At 58.4% G+C, this 24,219-nt stretch carries 21 protein-coding genes, 1 other RNA gene and 1 pseudogene; 10 read left to right on the top strand and 13 right to left on the bottom strand.

Features of this window, described 5'->3' with window-relative positions; genetic code table 11:
• Window positions 1-67 precede the first annotated feature (67 nt).
• Window positions 68-610, bottom strand: coding sequence for a hypothetical protein (locus tag CEQ44_RS13825; RefSeq protein WP_088184067.1), 543 nt, complete (start codon window positions 608-610; stop codon window positions 68-70).
• An 81-nt stretch (window positions 611-691) separates the two neighbouring features.
• On the opposite strand from CEQ44_RS13825, the gene CEQ44_RS13820 reads away from it, so the two are divergent.
• The 3 genes from CEQ44_RS13820 (at window position 692) to CEQ44_RS13810 (ending at window position 4,772) form a co-directional block, all read left to right on the top strand.
• Window positions 692-2,035, top strand: coding sequence for a nucleotidyltransferase (locus CEQ44_RS13820; protein ID WP_217895014.1), 1,344 nt, complete (start codon window positions 692-694; stop codon window positions 2,033-2,035).
• The gene (locus tag CEQ44_RS13815) at window positions 2,035-2,619 is read left to right on the top strand and encodes an SLATT domain-containing protein (RefSeq protein WP_088184068.1); all 585 of its coding nucleotides are present in this window, start codon (window positions 2,035-2,037) and stop codon (window positions 2,617-2,619) included. Before CEQ44_RS13820 ends, CEQ44_RS13815 begins: the two co-directional genes overlap by 1 nt.
• 662 nt (window positions 2,620-3,281) lie before the next feature.
• Entirely contained in the window at window positions 3,282-4,772 is a 1,491-nt protein-coding gene (locus tag CEQ44_RS13810; protein ID WP_088184069.1) for a P-loop NTPase fold protein, read from the top strand.
• Here CEQ44_RS13810 and CEQ44_RS13805 read toward each other — a convergent pair.
• A complete protein-coding gene (locus tag CEQ44_RS13805; protein WP_088184070.1) occupies window positions 4,769-5,179 on the bottom strand; it encodes a hypothetical protein in 411 nt (136 codons plus the stop codon). The genes CEQ44_RS13810 and CEQ44_RS13805 overlap by 4 nt on opposite strands.
• 446 nt (window positions 5,180-5,625) lie before the next feature.
• Window positions 5,626-6,351 (bottom strand): hypothetical protein, encoded by a 726-nt coding sequence (locus CEQ44_RS13800; RefSeq protein ID WP_088184071.1) that lies wholly within the window; start codon window positions 6,349-6,351, stop codon window positions 5,626-5,628.
• Between the two features lie 116 nt (window positions 6,352-6,467).
• Between CEQ44_RS13800 and CEQ44_RS13795 the strand changes: the two genes are divergently transcribed.
• The 3 genes from CEQ44_RS13795 to CEQ44_RS13785 all read left to right on the top strand — a co-directional run bounded on the left by CEQ44_RS13795 (window position 6,468) and on the right by CEQ44_RS13785 (window position 10,462).
• Window positions 6,468-9,368: a DNA methyltransferase gene (locus CEQ44_RS13795; RefSeq protein ID WP_088184072.1), complete on the top strand. Its 2,901-nt coding sequence runs from the start codon at window positions 6,468-6,470 to the stop codon at window positions 9,366-9,368.
• 83 nt (window positions 9,369-9,451) lie between these two features.
• Complete coding sequence (locus CEQ44_RS13790) at window positions 9,452-9,976, top strand: site-specific integrase (RefSeq protein ID WP_088184073.1); 525 nt, start codon at window positions 9,452-9,454, stop codon at window positions 9,974-9,976.
• 84 nt (window positions 9,977-10,060) lie between these two features.
• Window positions 10,061-10,462 carry a hypothetical protein gene (locus CEQ44_RS13785; protein WP_088184074.1) on the top strand — a complete coding sequence of 134 codons (402 nt, stop codon included), beginning with the start codon at window positions 10,061-10,063 and terminating at the stop codon, window positions 10,460-10,462.
• A gap of 118 nt (window positions 10,463-10,580) precedes the next feature.
• Here the strand turns inward: CEQ44_RS13785 and CEQ44_RS13780 are convergent, their stop codons facing one another.
• A complete protein-coding gene (locus CEQ44_RS13780; protein ID WP_088184075.1) occupies window positions 10,581-10,937 on the bottom strand; it encodes a DUF2958 domain-containing protein in 357 nt (118 codons plus the stop codon).
• Between the two features lie 204 nt (window positions 10,938-11,141).
• On the opposite strand from CEQ44_RS13780, the gene CEQ44_RS23995 reads away from it, so the two are divergent.
• Window positions 11,142-11,333, top strand: a complete 192-nt coding sequence (locus CEQ44_RS23995; protein WP_140419339.1) for a hypothetical protein — start codon at window positions 11,142-11,144, stop codon at window positions 11,331-11,333.
• A gap of 83 nt (window positions 11,334-11,416) precedes the next feature.
• On the opposite strand, the gene CEQ44_RS13770 is transcribed toward CEQ44_RS23995, so the two are convergent.
• Entirely contained in the window at window positions 11,417-13,186 is a 1,770-nt protein-coding gene (locus tag CEQ44_RS13770) for a recombinase family protein (protein WP_088184077.1), read from the bottom strand.
• Window positions 13,187-13,228: 42 nt separating this feature from the next.
• Here CEQ44_RS13770 and CEQ44_RS13765 point away from each other — a divergent pair.
• Window positions 13,229-14,440 (top strand): annotated as a pseudogene (locus CEQ44_RS13765) (ComEC/Rec2 family competence protein); the annotation flags it as partial.
• On the opposite strand, the gene lexA reads toward CEQ44_RS13765, so the two are convergent.
• The 7 genes from lexA to CEQ44_RS13730 all read right to left on the bottom strand — a co-directional run bounded on the left by lexA (window position 14,431) and on the right by CEQ44_RS13730 (window position 20,177).
• A complete protein-coding gene (lexA, locus tag CEQ44_RS13760) occupies window positions 14,431-15,117 on the bottom strand; it encodes a transcriptional repressor LexA (RefSeq protein ID WP_088184079.1) in 687 nt (228 codons plus the stop codon). The pseudogene CEQ44_RS13765 and the gene lexA sit on opposite strands and share 10 nt — an antisense overlap.
• 72 nt (window positions 15,118-15,189) lie before the next feature.
• On the bottom strand, window positions 15,190-16,371 hold the full coding sequence (gene glp, locus CEQ44_RS13755; RefSeq protein WP_088184080.1) for a gephyrin-like molybdotransferase Glp: 1,182 nt from the start codon (window positions 16,369-16,371) through the stop codon (window positions 15,190-15,192).
• Window positions 16,368-16,841 carry a cyclic pyranopterin monophosphate synthase MoaC gene (moaC, locus tag CEQ44_RS13750; RefSeq protein ID WP_088184081.1) on the bottom strand — a complete coding sequence of 158 codons (474 nt, stop codon included), beginning with the start codon at window positions 16,839-16,841 and terminating at the stop codon, window positions 16,368-16,370. Before moaC ends, glp begins: the two co-directional genes overlap by 4 nt.
• On the bottom strand, window positions 16,838-17,629 hold the full coding sequence (trpC, locus tag CEQ44_RS13745) for an indole-3-glycerol phosphate synthase TrpC (protein ID WP_088184082.1): 792 nt from the start codon (window positions 17,627-17,629) through the stop codon (window positions 16,838-16,840). The genes moaC and trpC overlap by 4 nt, the downstream gene beginning before the upstream one ends.
• Window positions 17,626-18,618, bottom strand: a complete 993-nt coding sequence (gene trpD, locus CEQ44_RS13740; RefSeq protein WP_088184083.1) for an anthranilate phosphoribosyltransferase — start codon at window positions 18,616-18,618, stop codon at window positions 17,626-17,628. The genes trpC and trpD overlap by 4 nt, the downstream gene beginning before the upstream one ends.
• Window positions 18,619-18,774: 156 nt before the next feature.
• On the bottom strand, window positions 18,775-19,365 hold the full coding sequence (locus CEQ44_RS13735; protein WP_088184084.1) for an aminodeoxychorismate/anthranilate synthase component II: 591 nt from the start codon (window positions 19,363-19,365) through the stop codon (window positions 18,775-18,777).
• Between the two features lie 56 nt (window positions 19,366-19,421).
• Window positions 19,422-20,177, bottom strand: a complete 756-nt coding sequence (locus CEQ44_RS13730) for an NRDE family protein (protein ID WP_088184121.1) — start codon at window positions 20,175-20,177, stop codon at window positions 19,422-19,424.
• A gap of 39 nt (window positions 20,178-20,216) precedes the next feature.
• On the opposite strand from CEQ44_RS13730, the gene ssrA reads away from it, so the two are divergent.
• Together ssrA and CEQ44_RS13720 are read left to right on the top strand one after the other, a co-directional pair.
• Window positions 20,217-20,571: a transfer-messenger RNA gene (gene ssrA, locus CEQ44_RS13725) on the top strand.
• 341 nt (window positions 20,572-20,912) lie between these two features.
• A complete protein-coding gene (locus CEQ44_RS13720; RefSeq protein ID WP_088184085.1) occupies window positions 20,913-21,302 on the top strand; it encodes a hypothetical protein in 390 nt (129 codons plus the stop codon).
• A gap of 126 nt (window positions 21,303-21,428) precedes the next feature.
• Here CEQ44_RS13720 and CEQ44_RS13715 read toward each other — a convergent pair whose 3' ends face one another.
• Window positions 21,429-24,128, bottom strand: coding sequence for a TonB-dependent receptor domain-containing protein (locus CEQ44_RS13715; protein WP_088184086.1), 2,700 nt, complete (start codon window positions 24,126-24,128; stop codon window positions 21,429-21,431).
• Window positions 24,129-24,219: the final 91 nt, after the last annotated feature.

Here is a 24,219-nt window from a genome sequence, read left to right as displayed (position 1 = left end):
GGCATCGACCCCGCAATAGAGGGTCTGGTCGCGAACGAAGGTGATAAGGTCTAGGTAATCGTCCAGCTTACTCGCCATCGACCACCTTGCCGCGCTTGGCGGCGGCGTCGGCCATGCGCTGCTGGAGCGATTTCGCCTTGAGCAACTGGTCTGTTTTCTTCTGGTCTAGCTGGTGACGGCGGTGCGCCTCAGCCAATGCGGCTTGCTGCTCTTCAAATGCCTGCTTGTGGATACGCTGCCAGATTTGAGCGCGCTGATAATCCGACATCTGGCCGTAAAGAGCCAAGCGGCATTGCTCATCGAGCGGGGAAGCAACCAGCGCTGCGAAATCCTCACGCGACATGCCCCCATGGGCTTTCTGGAGCAGATCAGACGCCCGTGCGACCGGATCGGGCAGAATCTCGTCGGTGTTTCGCAGCTTGAATGCGGGGACTGTTTCACCCTGACGGGCAGCGTCGATGATGCGGGAGACTTCACCGGGGGTGGTGACGATCGTGACGCCCGGATCGCGGGTATAGGGCTTCTGGAAAACGCTCTTTTCCTGAGCCTGAAAGTGCTTCTTCACCTGTTCAGGTGACGGAGGTGGTGGCGGTGTTTTGTTCTTGGCCATGCCGGTATTTAGTTGAACAAAACAAGATCAAGGCCCACACTCAAGGCCTAGAAGCATTAGGGGGCAGGTGGCACGGGCTGCTTGTGTGATGCCGGGGAGGCCAGCATTAGTAGGACCGAAGATTTCAAGACGCTTTTCGCAAATATCGCGATCGATAATGCGGACACCATTTCAAAGCGTTATGGGGAGGTGACGCGGGCGCTGAACTTGGAGTTCCGCGATACAGAATCTCGAACCGCGAATAGCCTTCAAGTCGGTTCTTACGGTCGATGGACTGCTATCAAAGGCATTTCCGATCTTGATATGCTATACATTATGCCCAAGCGGTGCTGGAATGATTACAAGGACGGCGGGCAATATAAGCTACTTCGTAAAGCTGCGGACGCAATTCTGGAGCGATACCCCGATACGGAGGTTTACCCAGACACTCTCGTTGTCGTGATCCAATACACTAATTTCAAAATAGAGGTTCAGCCTGTCTTTGCCGAGGATGATGGCAGCTACACCTACCCATACACCAAAAATGGTGGATCATGGCGCACTACGAAACCTCAGGCTGAACTCAATACTACGTCATCTGTCGATTCCGACAAAAACGGGAATCTGCGACGTTTGGCGAAAATGACCCGTGCTTGGAAGAACAAGCATGGCGTAGCTATGGGCGGGCTGCTGATCGACACTCTGGCGCATAACTTCCTGAAATCGAACTCTGATTATGACAAGACGATGTTCGGCTCATGCGGTCAGATGATGCGGGATTTTCTCAGCTATCTGACGGACCAGCCCAAGCAAGACAGATACGCAGCGCTCGGCAGCGGCCAGCATGTAAAAGTGCATAAGCGGTTTCAAGGAAAGGCCAAAAAGGGGCTGGAACTTGCTGACAAGGCGCTGGAAGCAGGAGAGGAAGCCAAGGCCAATAATCGTTGGCGGAAGCTGTTTGGTCGAGGGTATCCTGCTGCCCAAGCAGAGGTCAAAAAAGCCTACATTGTGGAGGCTGGCTACCAAGCCCGTAACACCGAAGAATTCATTGAAGACCGGTTTCCCGTCGACATCCGTTACGCTCTTAGGCTGGATTGCGAAGTGTCGCAGCATGGCTTCCGAACAATTCATATCCGCGCGGCAAGTAGGATGCTCGGTATCAAGCGGCTCAACGTCTTTAAAAGCAAGTCGCTTCATTTTCACATAGCTGACCACAATATCGAAGGTATTTTCCACGTTTATTGGAAGGTGTTAAACCGTGGGCCAATGGCGATCGAGAGGGATATGATCCGGGGGCAAATCGATAAGGACAGCGGTTCAAAGACGAAGCACGAAACGTCCAGTTTCAGGGGCGAGCACGTCGTGGACTGCTACGCCGTCCAGCATGGAGTGGTTGTTGCCAAAGATCGCATCCACGTTCCAATCCTCGACCAGAGTGAAAGCTGATGGATAAAGATCAACTCCTGCGTTCGATCGCTGAAACTGGATACAACGTGGGATTTGGCGCGCGGAAGACATTCGCCACGTTCGATATTGTGGAAAAGGCGCCCGGTTGGATCGGCATTGGCTCATTCGCAGCGGGCATTTTCGCGCTGTTTGTCGAGCGACTGGCGGATAAAGTGCCATCTGCCATACTTTTGATAGTTGGTGTAGCGGCGCTCTATGTGGGTTTCTATCGGTCGTCCGAGTATGAGGCTACGGCAAAGAAACTGCTAGGCCTCCATAACCAACTGCGTCACCTCTATAGAAGTGTTCAGTCAGGAGCAGATGTCCCTTCATCACAGCAAAAGCTGTCTGATATGGAGAACGAGTATTATGCGGTCACTGTCAGCAAGCAGGTGTTTTTAAGCGACTGGTATGCCCACTACAAGTTCTTTGCTCAATCGCAGATCGATTGGATGGATGAGCAGCTTCACTTTAGGTGGTGGAAAGACAAGATACCGCTCTCGGCCAAAGTGGTGATCGTGGGATCGGTGGTTGCACTTGTGGTCTGGCTATTGCGGGTCGGCTTACGCACAATGGTTTGCTGATTTACACTTCGCACTTTTCTGGCGGTCGTGTGTCGTAGTGGGTAACATGACCCAACCACCACCCCGACCAGACATCTGTAGGGCACCCCCTCGGTTCTCCACCCTCACCAAAGGTCAACCGATCTTTGATCTTGACTGCTGGTTATCCACAGTTCGTCAACAGATTTATCCATTCAAACATTTCCACGTTCACACGATAGTATCAGACTGTCAAAGAGCAACACCTGAGCGGTATAGGTCTGGTTTTTCTATATTCTCCATACCTTCGCCTAGACTGCTGGCAGAACCAGTAGATTTATTTCGTCAACACCAAAGATAAATCTAGCTCTCTAGATAGCTTGAGCATATCGCAGTTGAGTGGCAGTGCGACTACCTGAACAGGGCTGACATGCCCACTCAATAGGGTGATCGACCGGACAGGCTCACTACGAGTGGTGGACCATGGGGCAGGGTGGTCGCCCAGTGCTAGAGAATGGCAGAAAAACGCTGGAAAAGGGCGGTTTCGGGGTTGAAAGAGTCAGGGTAAAAATGGCTACAGGTCATATTCCAGATTGAGCACAGGCTTCCAGAAGCAGTCTCTCGCACAATCCTATCTTGTCCTTGCCATAGGCACGTTGGTTCCGCATACGTTCTCATAGCTGAACCTGATAGAGCGGTGACAAATGAGCGATGAAAGCCTGACGCCGGATACCATTTGGGAACACGATCTATTCAATCGTCGAGATGAAGCCGAATTGCTCATCGGCTATCTCGAAAGCGTCGCCTATCGCCCAAATATCCGCGAGGATAAGCAGGGTTTCACGCTTGCAGTCGATGCCCGCTATGGGGAAGGTAAGACATTCTTTTTAAGACGGTTTGCTGAGCATTTGGCAATCAATCACCCTGTCGCATTTGTCGATGCTTGGGCAGATGACCTCGCTGATGAGCCTCTGACCGCACTTGCCGCAACGCTTAAGAAGGCTCTCGATCCTCTATTCGGTAAAGCCGGTGGCGTTGAAGATAAGTTCAATGCGGCCATGGAAAAGGCTGGTCAGATTGCCAAGATCGTCGGCGGGGGATTGCTCAAGAAAGGAGCCGCACTCCTTATCACTGCTGGCGCTGCTGATGCTGCCGCTGAGGTTTTGGCGGGTGCTGGCGAGGAGGTGAAAGACGCGCTGAAGGACGGCATCAAGGATTCCGGGAAAGATGCTGTTGAGATAGCCGACAAAGTGTTCACAAGCGTCGCGCCCCGCAAACTAATGAACGATCGCATCAAGCGGTTTGAAGATGGGCAAGCTGCGATTGCGGATTTGAAAGATAGCCTTGCTTCTCTCGTTGCTGCACTTGATGGGCAATCCCTTCAAGCGCCGATTTATATTGTGATTGATGAACTGGATCGGTGCCGACCGACATATGCGATTAAGTTGCTAGAGGAGATCAAGCATCTATTCGACGTGCCAGGGTTGGTGTTCGTTCTCGGTCTTCACGGCGAGCAATTGGCTCATTCTGTTTCTGGCGCATACGGGGCGACTTTCGATGGCCAGTCGTATTTACGTCGCTTTTTCAACCGCCAGTATGCTTTGGCTGAACCGGAGTTAGGAACACTTCTTCAAAAGCTGTGTGAAAATGCAGGCATTCTCGAAGGGCCGTTCACCTATACCCCTATCACCACTGCGGAAACTGAAATTCAGACGGTCACACTCCCTCAGATTCTGTCCGTGTATATGTCAGCATATGGGCTTCCGGCTAGGTCGGCGTTCGAGGTCGTAGACATACTCCAAACGTCCGCCGTCGTTGCTAATCAACGTGGATCATTACACCTCAATTACCTGCTGCCGTTGATCTTCGGCCATATTTACGGCTTACCGTCAGGCGAAATTGCTAAGGTGAAGGAGAACTGTCGATTCCTTGCATATATTGATACTGACCATTTTGGACGGAATGGCAGGGAGGTGTCGTTCGATGCTGTTGCTGAACTATATCGGAAAGCCAGCTTGATGGACTACAACGCGCTGACGGCAGCCCAGAACGTAGATAAGCCCAACCTCGGAGTTAAAGCTGTCGCCTACGGTAGGCAGAATTTCGACCGAGAGAAAAATCTCTGGTCCGTCGATAATTATCCGAAACTGATTAAGACCGTTGCACGTTTCAAAAATCCCAGCTTCGATGCCTAGTAGCCGCGAGCCTTCCAAAGCGCGGCCTTGGCATCTCTGAGTTGCTTGCGGGCGTCGCGACGGGTTTCGCGGAGGTGTTTATTCTCGACCTGTAGGCGATGCATTGCAACACGGACCTTGCGCGTTTCCTCCTCGATCGCGCAAAGGCGGCTGTCGGCATTTTCCAGCCACGAGGATAGCGCAGACATCATACCCATGATCGCGCTTAGCTGCGTGGGGATGGTGTCGGTCATGCGCATCCGGTCGATGGCATCGGCTACTTCCTTCTTTTTCAGCAGACCACGAACGCGATAGGCCGAAAGCCCGGCCTGCTCCGCGATGGTGCTGATCTTATCGCCCTGTGCGAAGCCTTGAACCGCAATCGTCATCTGTTCCTGCGTGATAGGTGCAGGCTGTTTGATTTTCATAAGTCCCTCCGTTTTGGATATTTAGAGGAGGGCCAATCATTAGATGACGTAGGACTCCTGCGACTGCATATCCTTGTGGAAGGAGATGCAGGTATGTTCCAGAACTTTCGTCCGTGGTCTTATGCTGAGGTATCCATGATAGTCGCGTTCGCGATCTTTGCGGTTCTATCGACGGGGCAATAGATCGCCCTGATACGCAAAGAGCCGGGTTGCCCCGGCTCTTTCTGTCTTTCAAATGCTTAGACGGGCTATGCTCCCTTACGGATCAGCCGCCCCGCGTTAACGCTTCAAACACCTCGTTTTCAAAACATCGGGAGGAGGACATGAAGCGCAGCATTGGCCTGAACGATCCCGCGACAAACGGACCTAAAGGAGAAAATGCGGCTGCCTTCTTGCCGGATATTTATCCGTCAGGTTTGCGCCGGTCGCTTTAGGCGAGATTGTCGTCATTGCCGTGGCAGCTCAACCTCTTCGTCAAATGCGTCGGGATTCTCCGCGAGGATCAACTCTATCAGTTCCAGCTTCTCGGCATCTGATAGGTCGTCGTCATCATCGTCGGGTATGATGCCCGCGTTGCTCAGGAGGGGAAGTTCGGGGCCGGTATAGCTATCGTCGGGGATCGGGGTGGCTTCCCATCCAGTCGCGTGTTGGAGGTCGCCCTGTAGCCAGACTATGTAGCGGCTGAGGTTCATGCCGTTGTCGTCTGGCGTCCAATAGACCTGCTCAAATGTCCTGGTATCCAGCAGACCAAGCCCACAAAGATAGCTTTCGACATGCTGAAAATCGGGTCGCCCGCCTTGCCGGTAATGTGCGGCCAGCTTTAGGCCATTGGGCAATGTGATCTTGGGTGCGCCATGTGATTTTCGATATGCGAGTTCACCGGCCTTCCAGCGCGTCATTGTCAGGAGATGCTTGCTGATGCCTGCCCATTCCAGCAGATTCTCCATCTTGCGGGTCCAACGTCCCCCTTCCTCATAGATCGCCCGGTAGCCGCAGTTGAAGCAATTATAGATGCACTGATTGCCGTCCAGTTTGACGCCGCCGCGCCTGCGTTTGTCGGGCTTGTGACCATTATGGGCGCAGCAGGGGGCGTTGATGGTGTTCCAGCCGCTGGGCGTCCGTCTGCTGGCCGGGATGCTGGCGATCAGTGCGTCGTAAACGATATTGCTCATCCGTCACCAGTAGTGAGGGGGCATTTAGCACTCGGTTAATGCGGAAGAGTTTCGGTCATCGGTCGGCGACGCAAATTGCCCTTTCTGCACGATGATGTTCCGGCTACGCATCGTTTATGCAGCCTCATGAATTCATCAAAAAGTGGACAAACTCCAAACTCAAGGAGTCTGCGTCCGCACAGAGCCATTTCAACGATCTTTGCGATCTCCTAGAAATCGAGAAGCCTGCAGATGCTGATCCGCATGGAATATGGTTCACATTCGAGAAGGGCGCAAAGAAGACCGGTGGCGGGGATGGTTGGGCTGACGTCTGGCGGCGAGGCTCGTTCGCTTGGGAATATAAAGGCAAAAATAAGGACCTAGATCGGGCGCTCGCCCAGCTGCTGCAATACTCGAGCGCGTTAGAGAATCCGCCGCTGCTAATTGTCTCAGATATGTTTCATATCCGAATTCATACCAATTGGACCAACACTGTTCAGCAGGTTCACGCGTTCACGATCGACGATCTTGTAAATGCCAAAACGCGTGACTTATTGCGGAATGCGTTTCTTGATCCTGAAGCATTAAAGCCGACCAAAACTCGGCAGGCATTAACTGAGGATGCGGCAGAAGAGTTTGTTCAATTGGCCCAACGGTTGCGTGATCGGGGGCATGATCCTCACGTCGTGGCGCACTTCGTCAATAGGCTGGTCTTTTGCATGTTCGCGGAGGACGTGCGTCTTCTTCCCGACCATATGTTCACAAAAATGCTTACCGCCAGCAAAATGCGCCCTGATCGTTTTGAAGGCAACGCACAGAAGTTGTTCCGGGCGATGGCATCGGGCGGCGATATCGATTTTACCCCCATTAGCTGGTTTAACGGGGGGCTTTTTGAAGACGATACATCGCTCCCGTTAAATCGAGACGACATCGATAATTTGATAGCCGCTGCGGATTTGGATTGGTCCGAAATAGACCCCTCAATCCTTGGAACGCTGTTCGAACGCGGGCTTGATCCATCGAAACGAAGCCAACTGGGCGCGCATTACACTGACCGTGATAAAATAATGCAGATTGTTCAACCAGTAGTGATCGCGCCTCTAGAAGCTGAATGGGCGGTTATCCGCGAGCGGATTGACCATCAGATGGCTAAAGTAGCAGAGGCGAAGGCCCGCGTTCCCGAGAAGCAGAGTGACGCCCGAAAAGTCTATAACGCTGCGCGTCGTGCGGAAGAACTAGCTTATAGAAATGCGAGTGAACTTCATAATGGCTTTATCGACAGGCTACGCTCATTCCGGGTTCTTGATCCAGCGTGCGGGTCGGGCAACTTCCTGTATCTGTCGCTGTTGTCGTTAAAGGACATCGAACATCGGGCTAATCTGGACGCTGAAATGCTAGGGCTTGGCCGACCCGCTCCGGCGGTTGGTCCGGAATGTGTCCTAGGTATCGAATTAAATGGCTACGCTGCTGAACTCGCCCGTGTGTCTGTTTGGATTGGGGAAATCCAGTGGATGCGGCGGAACGGATTTGACGCTGCTAAAAACCCTATTCTCCGCAACCTAGATACCATCCAGAATCGAGATGCTGTCCTCAATGCGGATGGTAGTCGAGCGAAATGGCCGAAGGCAGATGTGGTCGTAGGAAATCCGCCGTTTCTCGGTGACAAGCGTATGAAATCCGTCTTGGGGGCTGATTACACCGCTCAGCTTCGCAAGGCGTATTCAAAAGACCTCGCCGGACGTAGCGATTTAGTGTGCTATTGGTTTGCGAACGCGTTGCGGGCGATCTCAAACGGCAAGTTGGAGCGGGCTGGCTTAGTTTCAACAAATTCAATCCGGCAAACCAGCAACCGAGGGATTCTGGAGCGTATCTCTACGAAATCGGAGATTTTCAATGCTTGGGCCGACGAACCGTGGGTTGTTGAGGGTGCCGCAGTCCGAGTGTCGCTGGTCTGTTTCGGCACCGGGGCTGGGGATACGAAGAAGCTAAACGGCAAAACGATCGAAATCATTCATGCTGATCTTACCGGGGGAGAGGGCACCCGCGACATGAGCGCCATTAAGGCCCTTGTAGAGAATGGGGGCATCGCTTTTCAGGGTATCAAGCGTGTCGGACAGTTCGAAATTCCTCGCGAGCAAGCGATAGAGTGGATTAACGCACCGCTGAATCCAAACGGGCGATCGAACTTCGATGTTCTCAAGCCATGGGCCAGTGGGTTCGATGTCGTGCGGCGGCCGCAGGATTACTGGATTGTCGACTTCGGCTGGGACACCCCAAAGAAGCAAGCGGCTCTTTACGAGCTACCGTTCAAACATCTGGATACCGTAGTCAGACCTGAGCGCCACGGGAAACGTGAGGCTAGGGCAAACGAGATGTGGTGGATATACTATTGGCCGCGTCCCGATCTTCGTAAGCGATTGCAGACCGTCCGGCGATATGCAGCGCGTCCAAGCGTTGCTAAACATCATATATTTCGGTGGTTCCACTCATCCATCATCCCCGATGGCGCACTGGCTGTGATCGCCAAGGATGATGATGTCACGTTCGGGATAATCCAGTCATATTTCCACAAGGTATGGGCGCTTTCGCGTGGTTCCACTTTAGAGGACCGACCGGCCTACACGCCGTCTACGACATTTGAGACATATCCTTTTCCGGTCGGGCTGACTCCCGACGTTGATCCGAAAAGCTACCAGAAAAATGCAATAGCTATGAAGATCGCGGAAGCCGCAAAGCAGTTAAACGGCTGGCGAGAGGATTGGCTCAATCCTGCAGATCTGGTTCGTCGGAAGAAGGAAATTGTCGAAGGTCTTCCTGATAGACTGATCCCTGTAAATGATGCAGCGGCTAACGCCCTAAAAAAACGCACCCTCACAAACCTTTACAATGACAATCCTACATGGCTCCAAGAAGCACATGCAGAACTAGATGAGGCGGTAGCGGAAGCCTACGGCTGGGGAGATGACTGGCGCGCTGGCATTTTGGATGATGATGAGGTTTTGCATCGGCTATTTGTTTTGCATCAATCTCGGAAATAAATTCGTCCTGAAAAATAAGGTCCGGTTTCGGTTGCTCTAGGATTCACCTGACTGCACGACTGTTTGCACGAAGGAGATATCGAATGCGTGCAACAGTTTTAGAACAAGAACAGTTCGATAAAGTTCTCAGTTATACCGACACAATGAACCGCGCTCCGATGTATCGGTTTATGGTGACGCTCTCGATGAAGCTGGGGCTGCGTCCTATCGAATTAGCAAACATGGAAACAAGCTGGTTCATCGGTGATGAACTGCAAATTCCCCATGGCAAGTCCAAGCGAGGTAAGGCTCGCACACTGCCTGTCAACGATGATATTCTTACCCAATTGCACAACCTCATGGGGCGCAGCAAGGGCAGGGTGTTCTGCAATGCGCGTGGCGATGCGTTTACAGCTAACGGGATCAGCGAAGCTATGCGGCGGCTCTACAGGCTGGCAGGTGTGGCCGGTAGCTGCTATTCTGGTCGTCGGACAGCAGCAACAAACATGGTTGATCGAGGTGTTAACATCAGGATCGTTCAAGAGTTTTTAGGGCATGCCAACCTAGCAACCACTGCGGCCTATTGCGCGGTCACTCCTAAGATGCTGAGGAACGCAGTTTTCTCATAATCTAGTATTTTTCTGATTGCGTGGACACGATGGTGGTGTCTTATGTCGGCTACGGCAACATACCGTTGCAAAGGAGATTTTGAAATGGCGTTGGATTGGAAGAAAGCGGTTAAGCCCGCAAGCAGTGTCGCAGCGTTCGCTAAAGGCAATGCCCGCGTTCCTAAGTCGGCTTCGTCAGTGGTGTCCGACGCGATTGTCAAGCAGATCGAATTGTTCAAAGCGCCAAAGTCCGAAGGGCGTCGGTGGTTCGAAGTGATTGGCGACGAGGTAGGGTTTTCGATTCGATATGCGAACAGCCCAATCAAACTGGTAGGTGACGAAACTCGCGTGGTTGTGCCCAAGGCACAGTTCGTAGAGGTTCTGGAGGCGATCAAGGCCGACGTTGATAAGGGTGCCTTTAGGGAGCAGCTCTCTTTGCAGGAAGAAAAAGTCCGTCAACGCAGCATGACGATGTCTGAGACACGGAAGAATAAGCCCAAAGCCTGATCCTCACTAAAAGTGGAAACGCCCCCCGGTCGAAAGGCCGGGGTTATTCTTTATGGTTAGCTCAACGGATGAAACCCATGGCGAAGCCCGGACAGCGTAAGCCATCCGGGCCGATCGTTTAGCCTATGCGCCCCTTCGAGCGGGCCTTAGCAGCATATTGGGATAGGGTGTGCTTTGCCGTCCAGTGCCGATCTTGCTCCACACGAAGCCCTCCTGGCCCCTGCACAGCGTATATCTCATCGAGCGATAGATACCCAATTTCCGGCGTCCCAAATCCTAGATCCGCCAGCCCGAACGCAAGGCCGTCGTCGTCCATTTCGGTCAGCAGCCATGTCGCTGCTGCCCAAGGCAGGAAGAGTTTGCATACGGGTTCAAAATCCCGTTCCCGGCTAGTCCCTTTGAGCGGCAACTGCTCTTTGTGATTGAGGATAAGCTGCTGAGCAGCCTCTGGGGTGAAAACCGATAACCAGTCCATATGGCCTTCCTTTCATGTCTAAAGGCCATCGGGCGAAAAGACATCAGGTGGCATGGAGAGCAAGTTCAGATTCACCTCACTGGAGTGCTGATGAGGACTGAATTGAGGTTATCCAGAAATCCTACCTGTCAACGTCATTGAGTGGAAGACGCGGACTGGTTTTGGCTATTGATAGAGTGGCACAACGGAAACGGAGTGCCCGACGTGCTTACCCAGATCGAACTTACCCGGCTTGCAGATTTCATGTTTGAGGTTGTCGAGTGCGATGCCGAATATGAAGAGGATGAATTCTGCTGCACATTTGAGGGCACTCGGCTTTATGTCGAACGCTATCTCAGCCATTACCGCATCGAAATTGGGCATGAGGACAATGTAGTAGAATTACCGCGTCACTGATACCCGTAGAACCCTCAGGAACGCCAAAAGCGCCTCAGCAGCAGTTGGGCCGCTTGCGTTCTGTCTGACCCTGTGAGGGGGTGTCAGTCCACCTCAGCATATTCATATTCAGCATCGGGAAAATCGGGGTGCCAGTCTATCTCGCCGTTAGGCCCATGGATGGTTTCGTTGATGTAGGCGTTGAAAACCTCGTTGCCGTCATTGTCGAAAATGACGCGGACGGCCCTGTCCAATTCCACTACGGTCAGTTTGTCATCAAAGCAGTCCATGCGCGTGATGATGCGCCTTAGGTTCTGTTTGACCCGGACGCGGGCAGCGGAGCGTTCCTCTTCATTTTCGCTGTCTATGGATGCGAGCAGGCCTTCCAACCGGGCTTCCAATTCCTCAAGCGAAACATCTTCCGACTGGCCCGCCAATCCCATTTCCAATTCCCGCACCGCTGCTTGGTCGCCGATCAGTTCGGACTCAAGTTGTAGCAACATGCGTTCGATGGCGGGGGAGCCGGTGCGGCTGTAGCTATCAACGAGGTTTTCGACCTGCTTCTGCTTGTCCCCAATAAACCGCTGACGGTCGGCTATCTCGATTCGGAGCGCATCAGACCGACTGTCCGAGGCAACATCCTGCCGAGCGACCACGAACTTCATCGCAACGTCCAGCACGGACTTTTCGACAGCTTCATACCTAATCCAGTTTCGATTGGCGCAGCGCAGCTTGCCCGCGCTTTCGTCCCACACTTTGTTCAGCGCGTTATGACATTTGAGGTAGCTGAACGTCTGTCGGGCTGGGTAGCGGCCACTTTTATGTGAGCGCAGAGTGCCTTTACGAACCGTCACTTCCTGTTTCATGCGGCCACCGCAATGCCCGCATTTCGCGATGCCGCTGAACACATTGTTGTGAGTGATTTGCCAAGCGCCGCTGGTTCCCTTGCGCGCCTGTCGGCCAGCATGGGCTTTAGCGAACATCACAGGGTCGATCGCTTGCGGGAAGTGGTTCAGAACCGCGATGTTTTTGCTGGTCTCTTTACCGCTTCGCGGACGATTCATCGGGTGATACTCGCCCATCACAGCGCGGTTCAAAACTATCTTGGTGAGATAGCCAACCGTCCACCCATTGTTGCTTTTGCGTTCTAGGTGGTTCCAGACTGGCTCGCCCCGTTCGTTCAATTTCTTAGCTATTGCCGGGGTGCCGTATCCGTCGATTGTGAGCTGGAAAATCTCACGCAGCACGGCAACGCGATCCTCATTAAGCGTCATCCTGTATAACGGTGGCTCTGACAGCCTGCTAATCCGTTCGACATTGATCCAGGCGGGGACCGTTCGCGTTTTACTGATGTGTTGGCCCTCAGCAGCGGATTTCTGGGCCGCGATGATGCGTTCATTCTGAGCCGCTTTCAGGCGCTTGCTTTTGTTATCGCTTTCCTCCCTTGCGAGTTCAGCGGCAACAACCGCCTCAATCACCGCGCCGAGAGTGACACGCTCATAGGCTTTGTAAATGCGCTTGCCACTGGCAACAGCGACCGTGACGCCTGCATCCGTCATCTTCTTGACGAAGGGTAGAACCTCATCATGGCCCTGTCGGCTTATGCGGTCGATATGCTCAACTACGAGGACATGCCCATTCTTGAACAAGCCAGCCGCTGTTTGCTTCTCGAACTCATAAAGCAGACCGCCGGGAGCGCGGTTTGCGCCGCTAAAAGCCGACAGCCCTTCATCAATCAGGATGCGATCGGCCGATAATTCCCACTTCTGGTCCGAGATCATCTCACGGCAGAGTTTTAACTGGCGGGACTTACTGCTGCCCAAGGACTGCTCTTGATTCGAAAAGCGCGCGTAAATCGTAGCTGGTAGCGTCATTCGATCTCCCTACGCCCTAGAGCGTAAAAGGGTTGTTACTCCTATAACAGTATGACCGGGGCGGAGGTGCCGACGGTGCGGTCCTGCGTCGCCGCCTTGCTGGTGCTGGGCGGGCTGGCGATGGGGCGGGACGCGGTGACGTTGCGGCTGGTGGCGACGGGCGCGCTTGTGGTGCTGGTCCTATGGCCGGAAGCCCTGGCGGGACCGAGTTTCCAGATGAGCTTTGCGGCCGTTACGGCGCTGGTAGCGCTGGCCGAACATCCGCGCTTTCGCGCCTTTGCCGCCACTAGGGACGAGAGCGTGATTCGCAAGGCGGGGCGGTTGCTGGTCGTCACGCTGGCGACCGGCATCGCCGTCGAACTGGTGCTGATGCCGATCGCGCTGTTCCATTTTCACAAGGCGGGCCTGCTGGGCGCCTTCGCAAATCTGATCGCGATCCCGCTCACCACTTTCGTCGTCATGCCGCTGGAAGCGCTGGCGCTGGTGCTGGATGTGGTGGGGCTGGGCGCGCCCTGCTGGTGGTTGACTACGCAGGCGCTGAACCTGCTGTTGTGGCTGGCCCATGAGGTGGCGGCGAATCCGATGGCGACCTTGCTCGCGCCGACCATGGGAATGGCGCTGTTCGGCGTTACCGTGATCGGGCTGCTGTGGTGCCTGTTATGGCGAACGGGATGGCGATGGCTGGGGATCGCGCCGGTGCTGGTCGGCGTGGCGGTCACCTTTGCCGCATCGCCGCCGGATATATTGATTACCGGCGACGGACGGCATGTCGCGGTGCGGACGGGCAAGGGCATGGCGATTTTGCGCGACCGGGCAGGGGATTATGTGCGCGACGTTCTGTCGGAAAGCGCGGGCTATGAGGGCGAACTGGCGGCGATCGCGGCGCTGTCAGAGGCGCGCTGTTCGCAGGATTTGTGCGCCGTGAGAATGAAGGATGGCAATGGGCGCGCCTGGCGGCTGCTTTTCACCCGCAGCACTGTGCTGATCGAGCGGTCGAGCTTCGCCCGCGATTGCGCCGAGGCGGACATCGTCGTCAGTGATCGAGGCCTGCCGCGCTGGTGCCGCCCGCGCTGGATGAAGGTCGACCGCTGGTTGCTGGCCCGCACCGGCGGCCTGTCCATCACATTGGCGAATGGCGAAGTTCACACCGTCCATCGGGCGGGTGACGCACATCCCTGGATCGCCCGCCCGACCCGCCGCGCATGGCGGGGCCAGCCTGAATCATTTAAGGATCGATCACGCCCTCAGTTATAGCGGCGCAGCAGCCCTGCCAGCTTGCCCTGGATGCGGATCTGGCGCGGGTCGTATATCTGCGGCTCATAGGCCGGGTTGGCCGGGTCGAGGCGGACGCGGCTGCCTTCGCGGCGAAAATATTTCAGCGTGGCTTCCGCTTCGTCGATCAGCGCCACGACGATCTGGCCTTCGCGGGCGACGTCGGTGCGCTGGATCAGCGCGAAGTCGCCGTCGAGGATGCCGGCCTCCATCATCGAATCGCCGGACACTTCCAGCGCATAATGATCGCCCGCGCCAAGCAGCGCGGCGGGCACGGAGAGCATCGCCTGCCCCTCAATCGCCTCGATCGGGACACCGGCTGCGATCCGGCCGTGCATGGGGATTTCGATCACGTCGTTGGCGGCCGTGGGGATCATTGGCGGCTGGGCGGGCGGTGCGACCTTGGGCTTGAGCGCGATCACTGGCGCGGGCGCACGATGCATGGCGTCGGGCAGTTTGAGCACTTCCAATGCGCGGGCGCGATTGGGCAGGCGGCGGATAAAGCCGCGCTCCTCCAATGCGTTGATGAGGCGGTGGATGCCGGATTTGGACCGCAGGTCCAGCGCATCCTTCATTTCCTCGAACGAGGGCGACACACCGCCTTCGTCCAAGCGAGTCTGAATGAAGCTCAGCAATTCCTGCTGTTTGGGCGTCAACATTGCGCGGTCCTTCCGTGGAACGTATGAGGAACGCATAGGAAACAGATGAAGGTTAGTCAAGCACCGAACATGTCAGGGCAGCGGCAAAATCACGACCCGATCGCCCGGCGCCGCCGGCGGCGATTCGGCCGGACGGAGGATCAGGCAATCGGCCTTCGCCATGGCGGCGGTCGCTGCGCTGTCCTGCGACGTGACCGATACGATACCGTCAAGCCCTCGCCAGGCCCGCAGATAATCGTCGCGATCGCCGGTGGCGGGCAGCGGAGAGGCGAGCGGCGCGTCTGTCATTGGCGGTAGCGGGTCGCGCGCGCCGCCCAGATGACGGACCAGAGGGAGCAGGAACAGCGTGCCCGTGACGAAGGCGGAGACGGGATTGCCCGGCAGGCCCAGGAACAACGTATCGCCGATGCGCCCCGCCATCAGCGGCTTGCCCGGCCGCATTTTGATTTTCCAGAAGTCGAGCGTGCCGCCCGCCTTCATGAAGGCAGGGCGCACCAGATCATGGTCGCCGACGGACGCGCCGCCGGTCGAGACGATGATATCGGCGGTCCGCGCTCGTCCGAACGCGGCCACCATGGCGTCGAGATCGTCCGGCACGATGCCGAGGTCGATGACGTCGCAGGGCAGGGCGGCGAGCAACGCGGCGAGCATCGGCGCGTTGGAGGAAGGCAGGAAGCCCGGTGGCGTCGGCGCACCGGGTGGCACCAGTTCGTTGCCGGTGGAGAGCAAAGCGACCGTCGGCCGCCCGCCCACCGGCACGACGCCGTGGCCGCCCAGAACCGCAAGCGCGATTTGCGCCGGGCCGAGTCGGCTGCCGGCCTCCAGCAACAGGCTGTCCCGCGCGAAGTCGGAGGCGGCGGTGCGGACATGGCGACCGGCGGGTAGGGGATCGGCGCTGGCGGTCAACCGGTCGCCATCGCGGGTCGCATTTTCCTGGATCAATATGGCGTCCGCGCCGGGCGGCAGCGGTGCGCCGGTGAAGATGCGGCTCGCTTCGCCGGGGGCCAAGGGGGCGAGGTCCGCCGTGCCGGCTGCGCTTTCGCTGGTGACGCGCCAGGGACCGGGTGCTTCGGCCGCGCGTACGGCATATCCGTCCATCGCCGACAGATCGGCCCAGGGCTGGTTGCGCAGCGCTACCAGATCCTGCGCCAGCCAGCGGCCGGTAGCCGCCGTTATCGGCACGGTTTCGGTCGCCAGTTTGTTCGCTAGCCCGAACAGGCGCGCCTGCGCCTCGGCGACCGGCAGTAGGCTCATCGTGTGCGTCGCCAGTCGCCCGACTTGCCGCCGGTCTTGGCCATCAGGCAGACGCCGCTGATGACCATAGCCTTGTCCAGCGCCTTGGCCATATCATAGACCGTGAGCAGCGCGACGGAGGCGGCGGTCAGCGCTTCCATCTCCACGCCCGTTTGCCCGGCGGTACGGGCGGTGGCGGTTACCGTGACGCCGCTGTCGTCGAGGTAGAAATCAACCGTCACGGCGCTGAGCGCGATCGGGTGGCAGAGCGGGATGAGATCGGCTGTTCTCTTCGCGGCCATGATCCCGGCAACCCGCGCCACGGCGAGCACGTCGCCCTTCTTCACCAAACCGTCGGCGATCGCCCTGGCTGCGTCTGCGCTCATATCGATCCGGCCGGAGGCTATGGCTTCGCGCGCGGTCACCGCCTTGGCACCGACATCTACCATGCGGGCCGCGCCGTCCTCATCCAGATGGGTGAGGCCGCTCATGCGCCCGTCAGCAGATTGTGCGTCGCCGCCTCGACATCGGCCTGGCGCATCAGCGTTTCGCCGACCAGGAAGCAGCGCACGCCATGATCCGCCATGGCGGTGAGGTCGGCATGGCCGGTCAGGCCGCTTTCGGCGACGAATGTGCAGCCTTCGGGCGCTTGGCCCACCAGTTCATAAGTGCGGGCGAAGTCGACCGTAAAATTGCGCAGGTCGCGATTGTTGACGCCGATCAGGCGCGAACGGAGATTGAGCGCGCGCTCAAGCTCAGCCTCGTCATGCACTTCGATCAGGGCGTCCATGCCAAGGCCCAGCGCCGCGTCCTCAATCTCCTGCATCTGCCCGTCGTCCAGCGCGGCGACGATGATCAGGATGGCGTCGGCGCCCAAGGCACGGCTTTCCAGCACCTGCCAGGGATCGACCAGGAAATCCTTGCGCAGTACGGGAATGGCGCAGGCGGACCGGGCGGCCATCAGATAATCGTCATGGCCCTGAAAATACGGCTCGTCGGTCAGGACGGAGAGGCAGGCCGCGCCGCCCGCCGCATAAGCCTGGGCATGGGCGGGCGGATCGAAGTCGGCGCGGATCAGGCCCTTGGACGGGCTGGCCTTCTTGATTTCCGCGATCAGACCGAAACCGGTGCGCGCAGCATGGTCCAGCGCCTGGCGGAAACCGCGCGGCGGCGTCTGTTCGCTGGCGCGGGCGTGAAGCGACGCTACCGTGGTCGCGGCCCGGCGACGGGCGACATCCTCGCGCTTGAAATCGCAAATTTCGATCAGCTTGTTGGTCATGAATAGGCAATCCAGCAATTGAGGAGCGCGTTGGCAAGGCCGCGGTCGATGGTTTCGGCGGCTTCCTCCACGCCTTCGCGCAGATTGGGGACGGCGTCGGCGACGACAAGGGCGGCGGCGGCATTGAGCAGCACGGCGTCGCGATATGGCCCCGGCTCGCCTTGGAGCAGGGCGCGCAGCGCGGCGGCATTGTGGGCCGCGTCGCCGCCGCGGATCGCCTCGACCGGCTGGGTGGACAGGCCGAGTTCGGCGGCGGTCAGGCGGTGCATGGCGACGAGGTTATGGCCCTTCACTTCGGCGATGTCGTTGCCGCCTGCCAGGGAAAGTTCGTCCAACCCCTCGTCGCCGGAAATGATCATGGCATGGTCGACGCCCAGGTCCGCAAGCGCCTGCGCATAGATGGGGACATAGGCCGGGCGGGCGATGCCGACGAGTTGGCGGCGGACCTTGGCCGGATTGGCGAGCGGGCCCATCAGGTTGAAGATGGTGCGTTCGCCGATCGCCTTGCGGATCGGGCCGAGCCGCTTGAGCGCGGGATGATAATTCTGGGCAAAGAGGAAGCAGATGCCAAGGTCGGCGAGGGTGGCTTCGGCGGTTGCGGCGGCCTTGTCCAGGTTTAGGCCCAAGGCCTCCAGCGTGTCGGCCGCGCCGGCCTTGGACGAGGCGGCGCGATTGCCATGTTTGGCGACCGGCACGCCCGATGCTGCGACAACGAGCGAGACAGCTGTGGAGACATTCAACGTGTGATGACCATCGCCGCCGGTGCCGCAGACGTCGATCGCGCCATCGGGCGCGCTGACCGTTATCATGCGCGCGCGCATGGCGCGGGCGGCGGCGGCGATCTCGACGGCGGTTTCGCCGCGTCGCGCCATGGTGACGAGGAAGGCGGCGATATCCGCTTCGGAAAGATCAGCGTCGAACAGCAGGTCGAAGGCCTGGGCTGCTGCGTCTGGGCCGAGCGGTGCGGAAGGATCAGGCAGGCGGGTCATCGCCCTGCCTTAGTCGGCGGCGGGCGGAAGAGTCGATAGGGTGTTAGCGCTTAACTTCGCACTTTTCCCGCCCGTCTTGAAATATGATTTCCTATTGCGGACATATTTGCAAAGGCATCGGGCGATCATAGCGCGGCTGGATGCGATAGGACAGCGTCAAGCCGTCTCGCGCGCCCGCACCGGGATGCCCGCAATTTCCATGAAATTGGCCAGCATGTCATGGCCATGTTCGGTGGCGATGCTTTCGGGGTGGAACTGGACCGAATGGATCGGCAGGGTCGCATGGCGGAAGCCCATGACCGAACCGTCCTCGCTGGTCGCATTCACTACCAGACTGTCGGGAATATCCTCCACGATCAGCGAGTGATAGCGGGTTGCAGTGAAGGGCGAGGGCAGGCCTGCGAACAGGCCCGTGCCGTCATGGGCGACCGGCGATGTCTTGCCGTGCATCAGTCCGCCGCGCACCACCTTGCCGCCGAAATGCTGGCCGATCGCCTGATGGCCCAGGCACACGCCCAACAGCGGCGCACCCGCGTCGGCGCAGGCGCCGACCAGGTCCAGGCTGACGCCCGCTTCATTGGGGGTACAAGGACCAGGCGACAGCAGGAACGCCTTTGCGCCACTGGACAGGGCTTGGCCCGCGGAAATGGCGTCGTTGCGGACAACCTCCACCTGCGCGCCCAGTTCCATCAGATAATGGACCAGGTTCCAGGTGAAGCTGTCGTAATTGTCGATGACGAGGATCATGGCAGAGCCTTAGCGCGGGATGCGCGCGGGGGGAAGTGGGGAGGAACGGTCAGGCATCACCACTGAAAACGGAGCCGGGTTTCGCCGCTATCCTCGCCCTCATGATCGAACCGGCGTTCCATGATGTGCCCCTGCCCGTCGCGATCGACGGCGACGACGGTGCTGCAACGCGTGCCGTAGAGTGGATTTCGGATGAAGATCGGCGAGGCGGCGGCTTCGTCCGGGGCGTCGGACGGGCTGGCGGGGGCGATGCCGGCCTCGGGCAGGCTTTCCCTGCGGAGCGCGTCGAACAGCCGGTCCGGCTGTTCCGCGTCCGTCGTCATCCACTCCAGCAGGGCGGCCTTGAGCGCCAGCGTCTTGGGCCAGGGCGCGTCGAGCGCGCCGTTGGACAAGCCATAAAGGCCCGGCGTCAGCAGGGCGCGTAGCGGCTGCGGGCGGTTGGTGAGGAAATGGGCGCGGTCGGCGTCGACCAGGATTAGGTTGAACGGGTTGAAAACGGCGAGACTGGCCGTTGCGACATCGGCATAGGTGCCGACGCCCGTCAGTAGGTCCGTCACGAGTGCGCCGCGTGACGTGCGATCCGGCTGCGAACCGCCATAGCCGCGCAAATTGGTGACGATCGCGGCCCGGCCGGCCTCCGACACGCCAAGCCATGTGCCGCCTGATTGCAGGTCGCGCCCGGCGATCAACCCTGCGCGGTCGTCCCAATGGGTGAGGGGAGCGGCGGGGCGCGCGTGATATTCGTCGCGATTGCCGGTCAGTATGAGGCGCCAGCGCGGATGCGCGGCCCAGGCCATGGCCATGATGCACATGGCGCCGGTGTATCGCGCGATGCACATGACGCAAGTCCATGGCTTGAAAAACCATCCGCTTGGGGCCATATGGGTCGTGCCGGGTTCGCCCGGCTATGGTGATAAATTGTGTCGTATAATAGACGCAGCGGACCCGGGGGCAGTACCCGGCGGTTCCACCAGAAGGCCCCGATGGCATTGAGCTTTTGGGGTTTCCTGACGGGGCCGAACTAGGATCGACGTGTGTTCAAAGGCGATATTTTTACCCGGCCCGTGTAAGCCGTTAAACTGTGCAAAACTCACAAGTGCCAACGATAACGAAGCACTCGCCATTGCAGCGTGAATGAGGGCCTAACGGCCTGACCTCACTCTAAAATAGCGCGGTTGAACCCACCGGGCAACAGAAGGGAATTCAGCGGCCTCCGGGAGGGCCGGGCAACAGAACCTCCCGGACCTTTCCCCTATCTCTCACGATGGCCCGGCGGGATTGCCGTGGCGCCGGTGTGACTGACGTCGCAGCGAGAGATGCCGCATGTCATCCGTGGACGGTCGATGAGGCGGCACAGGTGATTCGAATCGCCTTTCATCCGCATCCATTTTCGATTACGCTTTTATGACAATATGGCGTAAAAATCATAAGCCATTGAAAATAAATAAAACAAAATCATTTTGTGGGGCGGATGCGCCCTTGTCCTGATGTCATCTAAATGAAATACTTCTGGCTATAGTAAGAAGTTTTTTCTGGAGGCATGAGAGATGAAGAAGGTCGCTGTGATGATGGGTCTGGCTTTGGCGGCGATGACGCCGAATCTGGCTCAGGCGGCGGCCGAGGGCCAGGACCTGGTGGTCGTCGCCGGTCCCGAAGGTCGTCTTGCGGCCAATGCGCTGGCCACGGGCCGCTATGACGCTGCGCTCCGCAAGCTGGAGCCGATGCAGGTCTATGGCGAGAATGATCCGGCTCGTCTCATCAACCTGGGCAACGCCTATGCCGGCGTCGGTCGTTTGGCCCAAGCGCGGGAGGCCTACCGCTCCGCCCACTTCGCACCGGAAACGGTGCTGGTGCTGGCCAATGGCGCGGAAGAATCTTCGCGCACGGTCGCGATGCGTGCGCTGACCCGTCTGAACCCCAGCTACGCGATGCGCTGATCGCACGGCATAAGGTGCAGGGAGCGGGGCGTCGTCCGAAAGGACGGCGCCCCTTTGCGTTAGCGGTCGTGGAAAAGGCCGACCGGGTCGCCCCGGCCGGCCTTTTTTATGCGATGAACCGTCCGATCAGAAGGCCACGGTGAGCGAGGCCGCGATCGTCGTGCCGATCTTGTAGCGGTTGTAATAGACGCGGTTGCCGTCCTGTTCCTGGAATTCCTGGAACTTGCGGCCCAATATGTTGCGCGCCTCGAACTTGACTTCGCTGTTGATGCCACCGGGCAGCTTGACGCCCTGCCGCGCGACGAAGTCGAGCTGGATGCCCGGCCGTTCCTTGATGTCGGGTTGTAGGTTGGGACCACGGCTGGTGACGCGGTCGCTGGCATAGGTCAGCAGCAGCGTCTGTTGGGACAGCTTTTCGGTGTCCTCCAGACCGACCTGGAGATTGACCAGATGGTCAGATTGGCCCGTCAGCGGCGCGCCGTCGATGAAATAGTCGGAGGCGGCCGGCAGGTCGCCGGTCGTGTAGGTATAAGGGATGGTCGTATCGCCATCACTGACCTTCAGTTCCGACTGGGTATAGGTGTAGTTCGCGATCAGCGCGACGCGACGGCTCTGGAAGAAGGGCGAGTCCATCCCATCGAGCGGGATATATTTCTGCGCTTCGACTTCCGCGCCATACAGCGTCGCTTCCGGCGCGTTGGCGAAGCTGGTCGTCACCGCATAGGTGTCCGTGATCGTCGTGTAGGTTTCGATCGGGTTCTTGATCTTCTTGTAGAAGCCCGAAGCGGTCAGCCGTTCGTCGCGGCCCATATACCATTCCGCCCGCAATTCGGCATTCCACAGTTCGCTATCCTGCAGGAACGGGTTGCCGCGATAGAAACGGTTCGAGTCGGTGTCGATGAACGGCTGGGCGATTAGTTCGCGGAACTGCGGGCGGGCCAGCGTCTTGGACCCCGACGCGCGGAATTGCAGGCCGCCACCGGCATCGAAGGTCAGCGTCAGCGCGGGCAACCAGTAGTTATTCTTGATCTGGTTGAACGGCGTGATGCCTGTCGAATATACGTCCACGCCCGTCACCGACTGGCGGCCGCTTTCATAGCGGACACCGGCGTCGATGCTGAAACCGGGGAAAAGTTCGGCCTTCACCTGACCATAGCCGGCATGGACGCGCATCGCGGCGTCATAGACCGGATAATTGCCGGAGAAGTCGAGCAGGCCCAGGTCATAGAGCTGGATCGTTGCGTCCGACAGCAGATAGTCCGGGCGCAACTGCTGCACCGCGACGGGCAGGTTGACCGCGTCGAAATGCAGTTCGTAGCGCGACGACGTCCGCTTCGTATCGGTATAGGCATAGCCGCCGGTCACGACGAATTTCGGCGCGATCTTGAAGCTGAGGTCAGCGCCGCCGGACCAGAGATTTTCCTCCAGGTCGCTGAACGTCACCGACGCGTCGCCGCGCTGGCGATTGAGCGCATTGATGAAGCGATCGCCCACCGGATCGATCGCCAGATCGCGGTTAGAGCGGACATAGACGAATTCGCGCTCATAAGGCGCTTCGCGCTGCGAATTGGCGTAGGAGCCGCGCAGGTCGAGGCTGATCGCGTCGCTGAACTTGAATTCGCCAGCGAACTGAGTGTCGATCAACTGGCGCTCATACCAAGCGGTCTGTTGCGTCAGATAGTCGGCGCCCTGGATCTGGCCGTCATTCTGGCCAACCGCTAGCGAGGCGCGCTTCAACGTGTCGCGGATATAGAGGTTGGTCCAGCGCAGCTTCTGCTCGCCCCATTCCACACCGAAGCCGAGCAGGCCGTTCAGCGTGACCTGATTGTCGGTGACGACCTGGTTATAGCTTTTGCCGGCGCCTTCCGACACGGTCAGCGACGCCTGTTGCAGGTTGTCGCGGGTGCGCCATTTGTTGCTGTAGCCCGCCGTGGCGATAACGCCGACGCGTGCGTCGCCGATGTCGAAGGCCGTGCCGCCATTCAGCGAGCCGGAGAAGTTGAAGGGCAGGCTGTTCGTCCGCTGCACGACCGAGGTCTTGCTGTTGAGGAACTGCATCGCGATCGCCTGCTGGTCGTCGCGCGTGATGTTGGCGAAGGGAACGCCCGAACCAAAGGCGTTCTTGAGCAGCGGCGGCACATCGCGCGAGCTGTCATCGAAGCCGGTCCAGTCGGACTTGCTACCATAATAGGTATAGCCGAGCTGGCCCGACGTTTCGGTGTTGGCGGAACTGCCGACGCCAAATTCCAGATAGGATTCGGTCGGGATCGCCTTGGTCGTCAGGTTGATGACGCCGCCGCCGAATTCGCCGGGGAAGTTGGCGGAAAAGCTCTTCTGTACCAGGGTCGATGCGATGACGCTGGTGGGGAAGAGATCGAGCGGAACAACGCGCTTGAGCGGTTCTGGGCTGGGGAGCGGCGAGCCGTTCAGCAGGGCGAGGGAATAGCGATCGCCCAGGCCACGGACATAGACATAGCCGCCAGCCGCGACCGACAGGCCGGTGACGCGCTGGAGCGAACCGGCGATGTCGCCTTCGCCCGTGCGCTTGATGTCGGCGGCGGACAGGACGTTGACGACCTGCGGCGCGGACTGCGAAATATTGCTGTTGCGACGGCCGGTGACGATAATGTCGGAACCGGGGACCGACACGTCGACATTGCCCGACTGGGCGGCGGCTTCATCGGCGGCGCTGGGCGTGGTCGACATGCCGGCGTCGCCAGCGGTCGATGCGCCGGCTTGGCTGGCATCGGTCTGCGCCATCGCCGTAGGAGCGACCAACGCGGTGGAAATCAGGAGCAGGCGCGCCAGACTGAGCGGCTTCGACATGCTATATATCCCCCTTGGGAAAATTCAGTGCAAAGAGGGCGGGGAAGCGCTGCGTAACGCTCCCCCGCCCCTGTTGAGGTCGTGGGTTCGA

The organism is Sphingobium sp. Z007 (assembly GCF_900013425.1).
GTDB lineage: Bacteria > Pseudomonadota > Alphaproteobacteria > Sphingomonadales > Sphingomonadaceae > Sphingobium.
The sequence above is the reverse complement of the archived record's forward strand: the minus strand, read 5'-3'. Positions and strand labels throughout refer to the sequence as shown.

Bases quoted from the DNA above. Each gene is read 5' to 3' on its own strand.
- CEQ44_RS13810 (WP_088184069.1), top strand. From the start codon at position 3,282: ATGAGCGATGAAAGCCTGACGCCGGATACCATTTGGGAACACGATCTA.
- CEQ44_RS13805 (WP_088184070.1), bottom strand. From the start codon at position 5,179: ATGAAAATCAAACAGCCTGCACCTATCACGCAGGAACAGATGACGATT.
- CEQ44_RS13785 (WP_088184074.1), top strand. From the start codon at position 10,061: ATGGCGTTGGATTGGAAGAAAGCGGTTAAGCCCGCAAGCAGTGTCGCA.
- CEQ44_RS13715 (WP_088184086.1), bottom strand. From the start codon at position 24,128: ATGTCGAAGCCGCTCAGTCTGGCGCGCCTGCTCCTGATTTCCACCGCG.
- CEQ44_RS13735 (WP_088184084.1), bottom strand. From the start codon at position 19,365: ATGATCCTCGTCATCGACAATTACGACAGCTTCACCTGGAACCTGGTC.
- moaC (WP_088184081.1), bottom strand. From the start codon at position 16,841: ATGAGCGGCCTCACCCATCTGGATGAGGACGGCGCGGCCCGCATGGTA.
- trpC (WP_088184082.1), bottom strand. From the start codon at position 17,629: ATGACCAACAAGCTGATCGAAATTTGCGATTTCAAGCGCGAGGATGTC.
- CEQ44_RS13815 (WP_088184068.1), top strand. From the start codon at position 2,035: ATGGATAAAGATCAACTCCTGCGTTCGATCGCTGAAACTGGATACAAC.
- CEQ44_RS13770 (WP_088184077.1), bottom strand. From the start codon at position 13,186: ATGACGCTACCAGCTACGATTTACGCGCGCTTTTCGAATCAAGAGCAG.
- CEQ44_RS13780 (WP_088184075.1), bottom strand. From the start codon at position 10,937: ATGGACTGGTTATCGGTTTTCACCCCAGAGGCTGCTCAGCAGCTTATC.
- trpD (WP_088184083.1), bottom strand. From the start codon at position 18,618: ATGACCCGCCTGCCTGATCCTTCCGCACCGCTCGGCCCAGACGCAGCA.
- CEQ44_RS13825 (WP_088184067.1), bottom strand. From the start codon at position 610: ATGGCCAAGAACAAAACACCGCCACCACCTCCGTCACCTGAACAGGTG.
- glp (WP_088184080.1), bottom strand. From the start codon at position 16,371: ATGAGCCTACTGCCGGTCGCCGAGGCGCAGGCGCGCCTGTTCGGGCTA.
- CEQ44_RS13800 (WP_088184071.1), bottom strand. From the start codon at position 6,351: ATGAGCAATATCGTTTACGACGCACTGATCGCCAGCATCCCGGCCAGC.
- CEQ44_RS13795 (WP_088184072.1), top strand. From the start codon at position 6,468: ATGCAGCCTCATGAATTCATCAAAAAGTGGACAAACTCCAAACTCAAG.
- CEQ44_RS13720 (WP_088184085.1), top strand. From the start codon at position 20,913: ATGAAGAAGGTCGCTGTGATGATGGGTCTGGCTTTGGCGGCGATGACG.
- lexA (WP_088184079.1), bottom strand. From the start codon at position 15,117: ATGTTGACGCCCAAACAGCAGGAATTGCTGAGCTTCATTCAGACTCGC.
- CEQ44_RS13730 (WP_088184121.1), bottom strand. From the start codon at position 20,177: ATGTGCATCATGGCCATGGCCTGGGCCGCGCATCCGCGCTGGCGCCTC.
- CEQ44_RS13790 (WP_088184073.1), top strand. From the start codon at position 9,452: ATGCGTGCAACAGTTTTAGAACAAGAACAGTTCGATAAAGTTCTCAGT.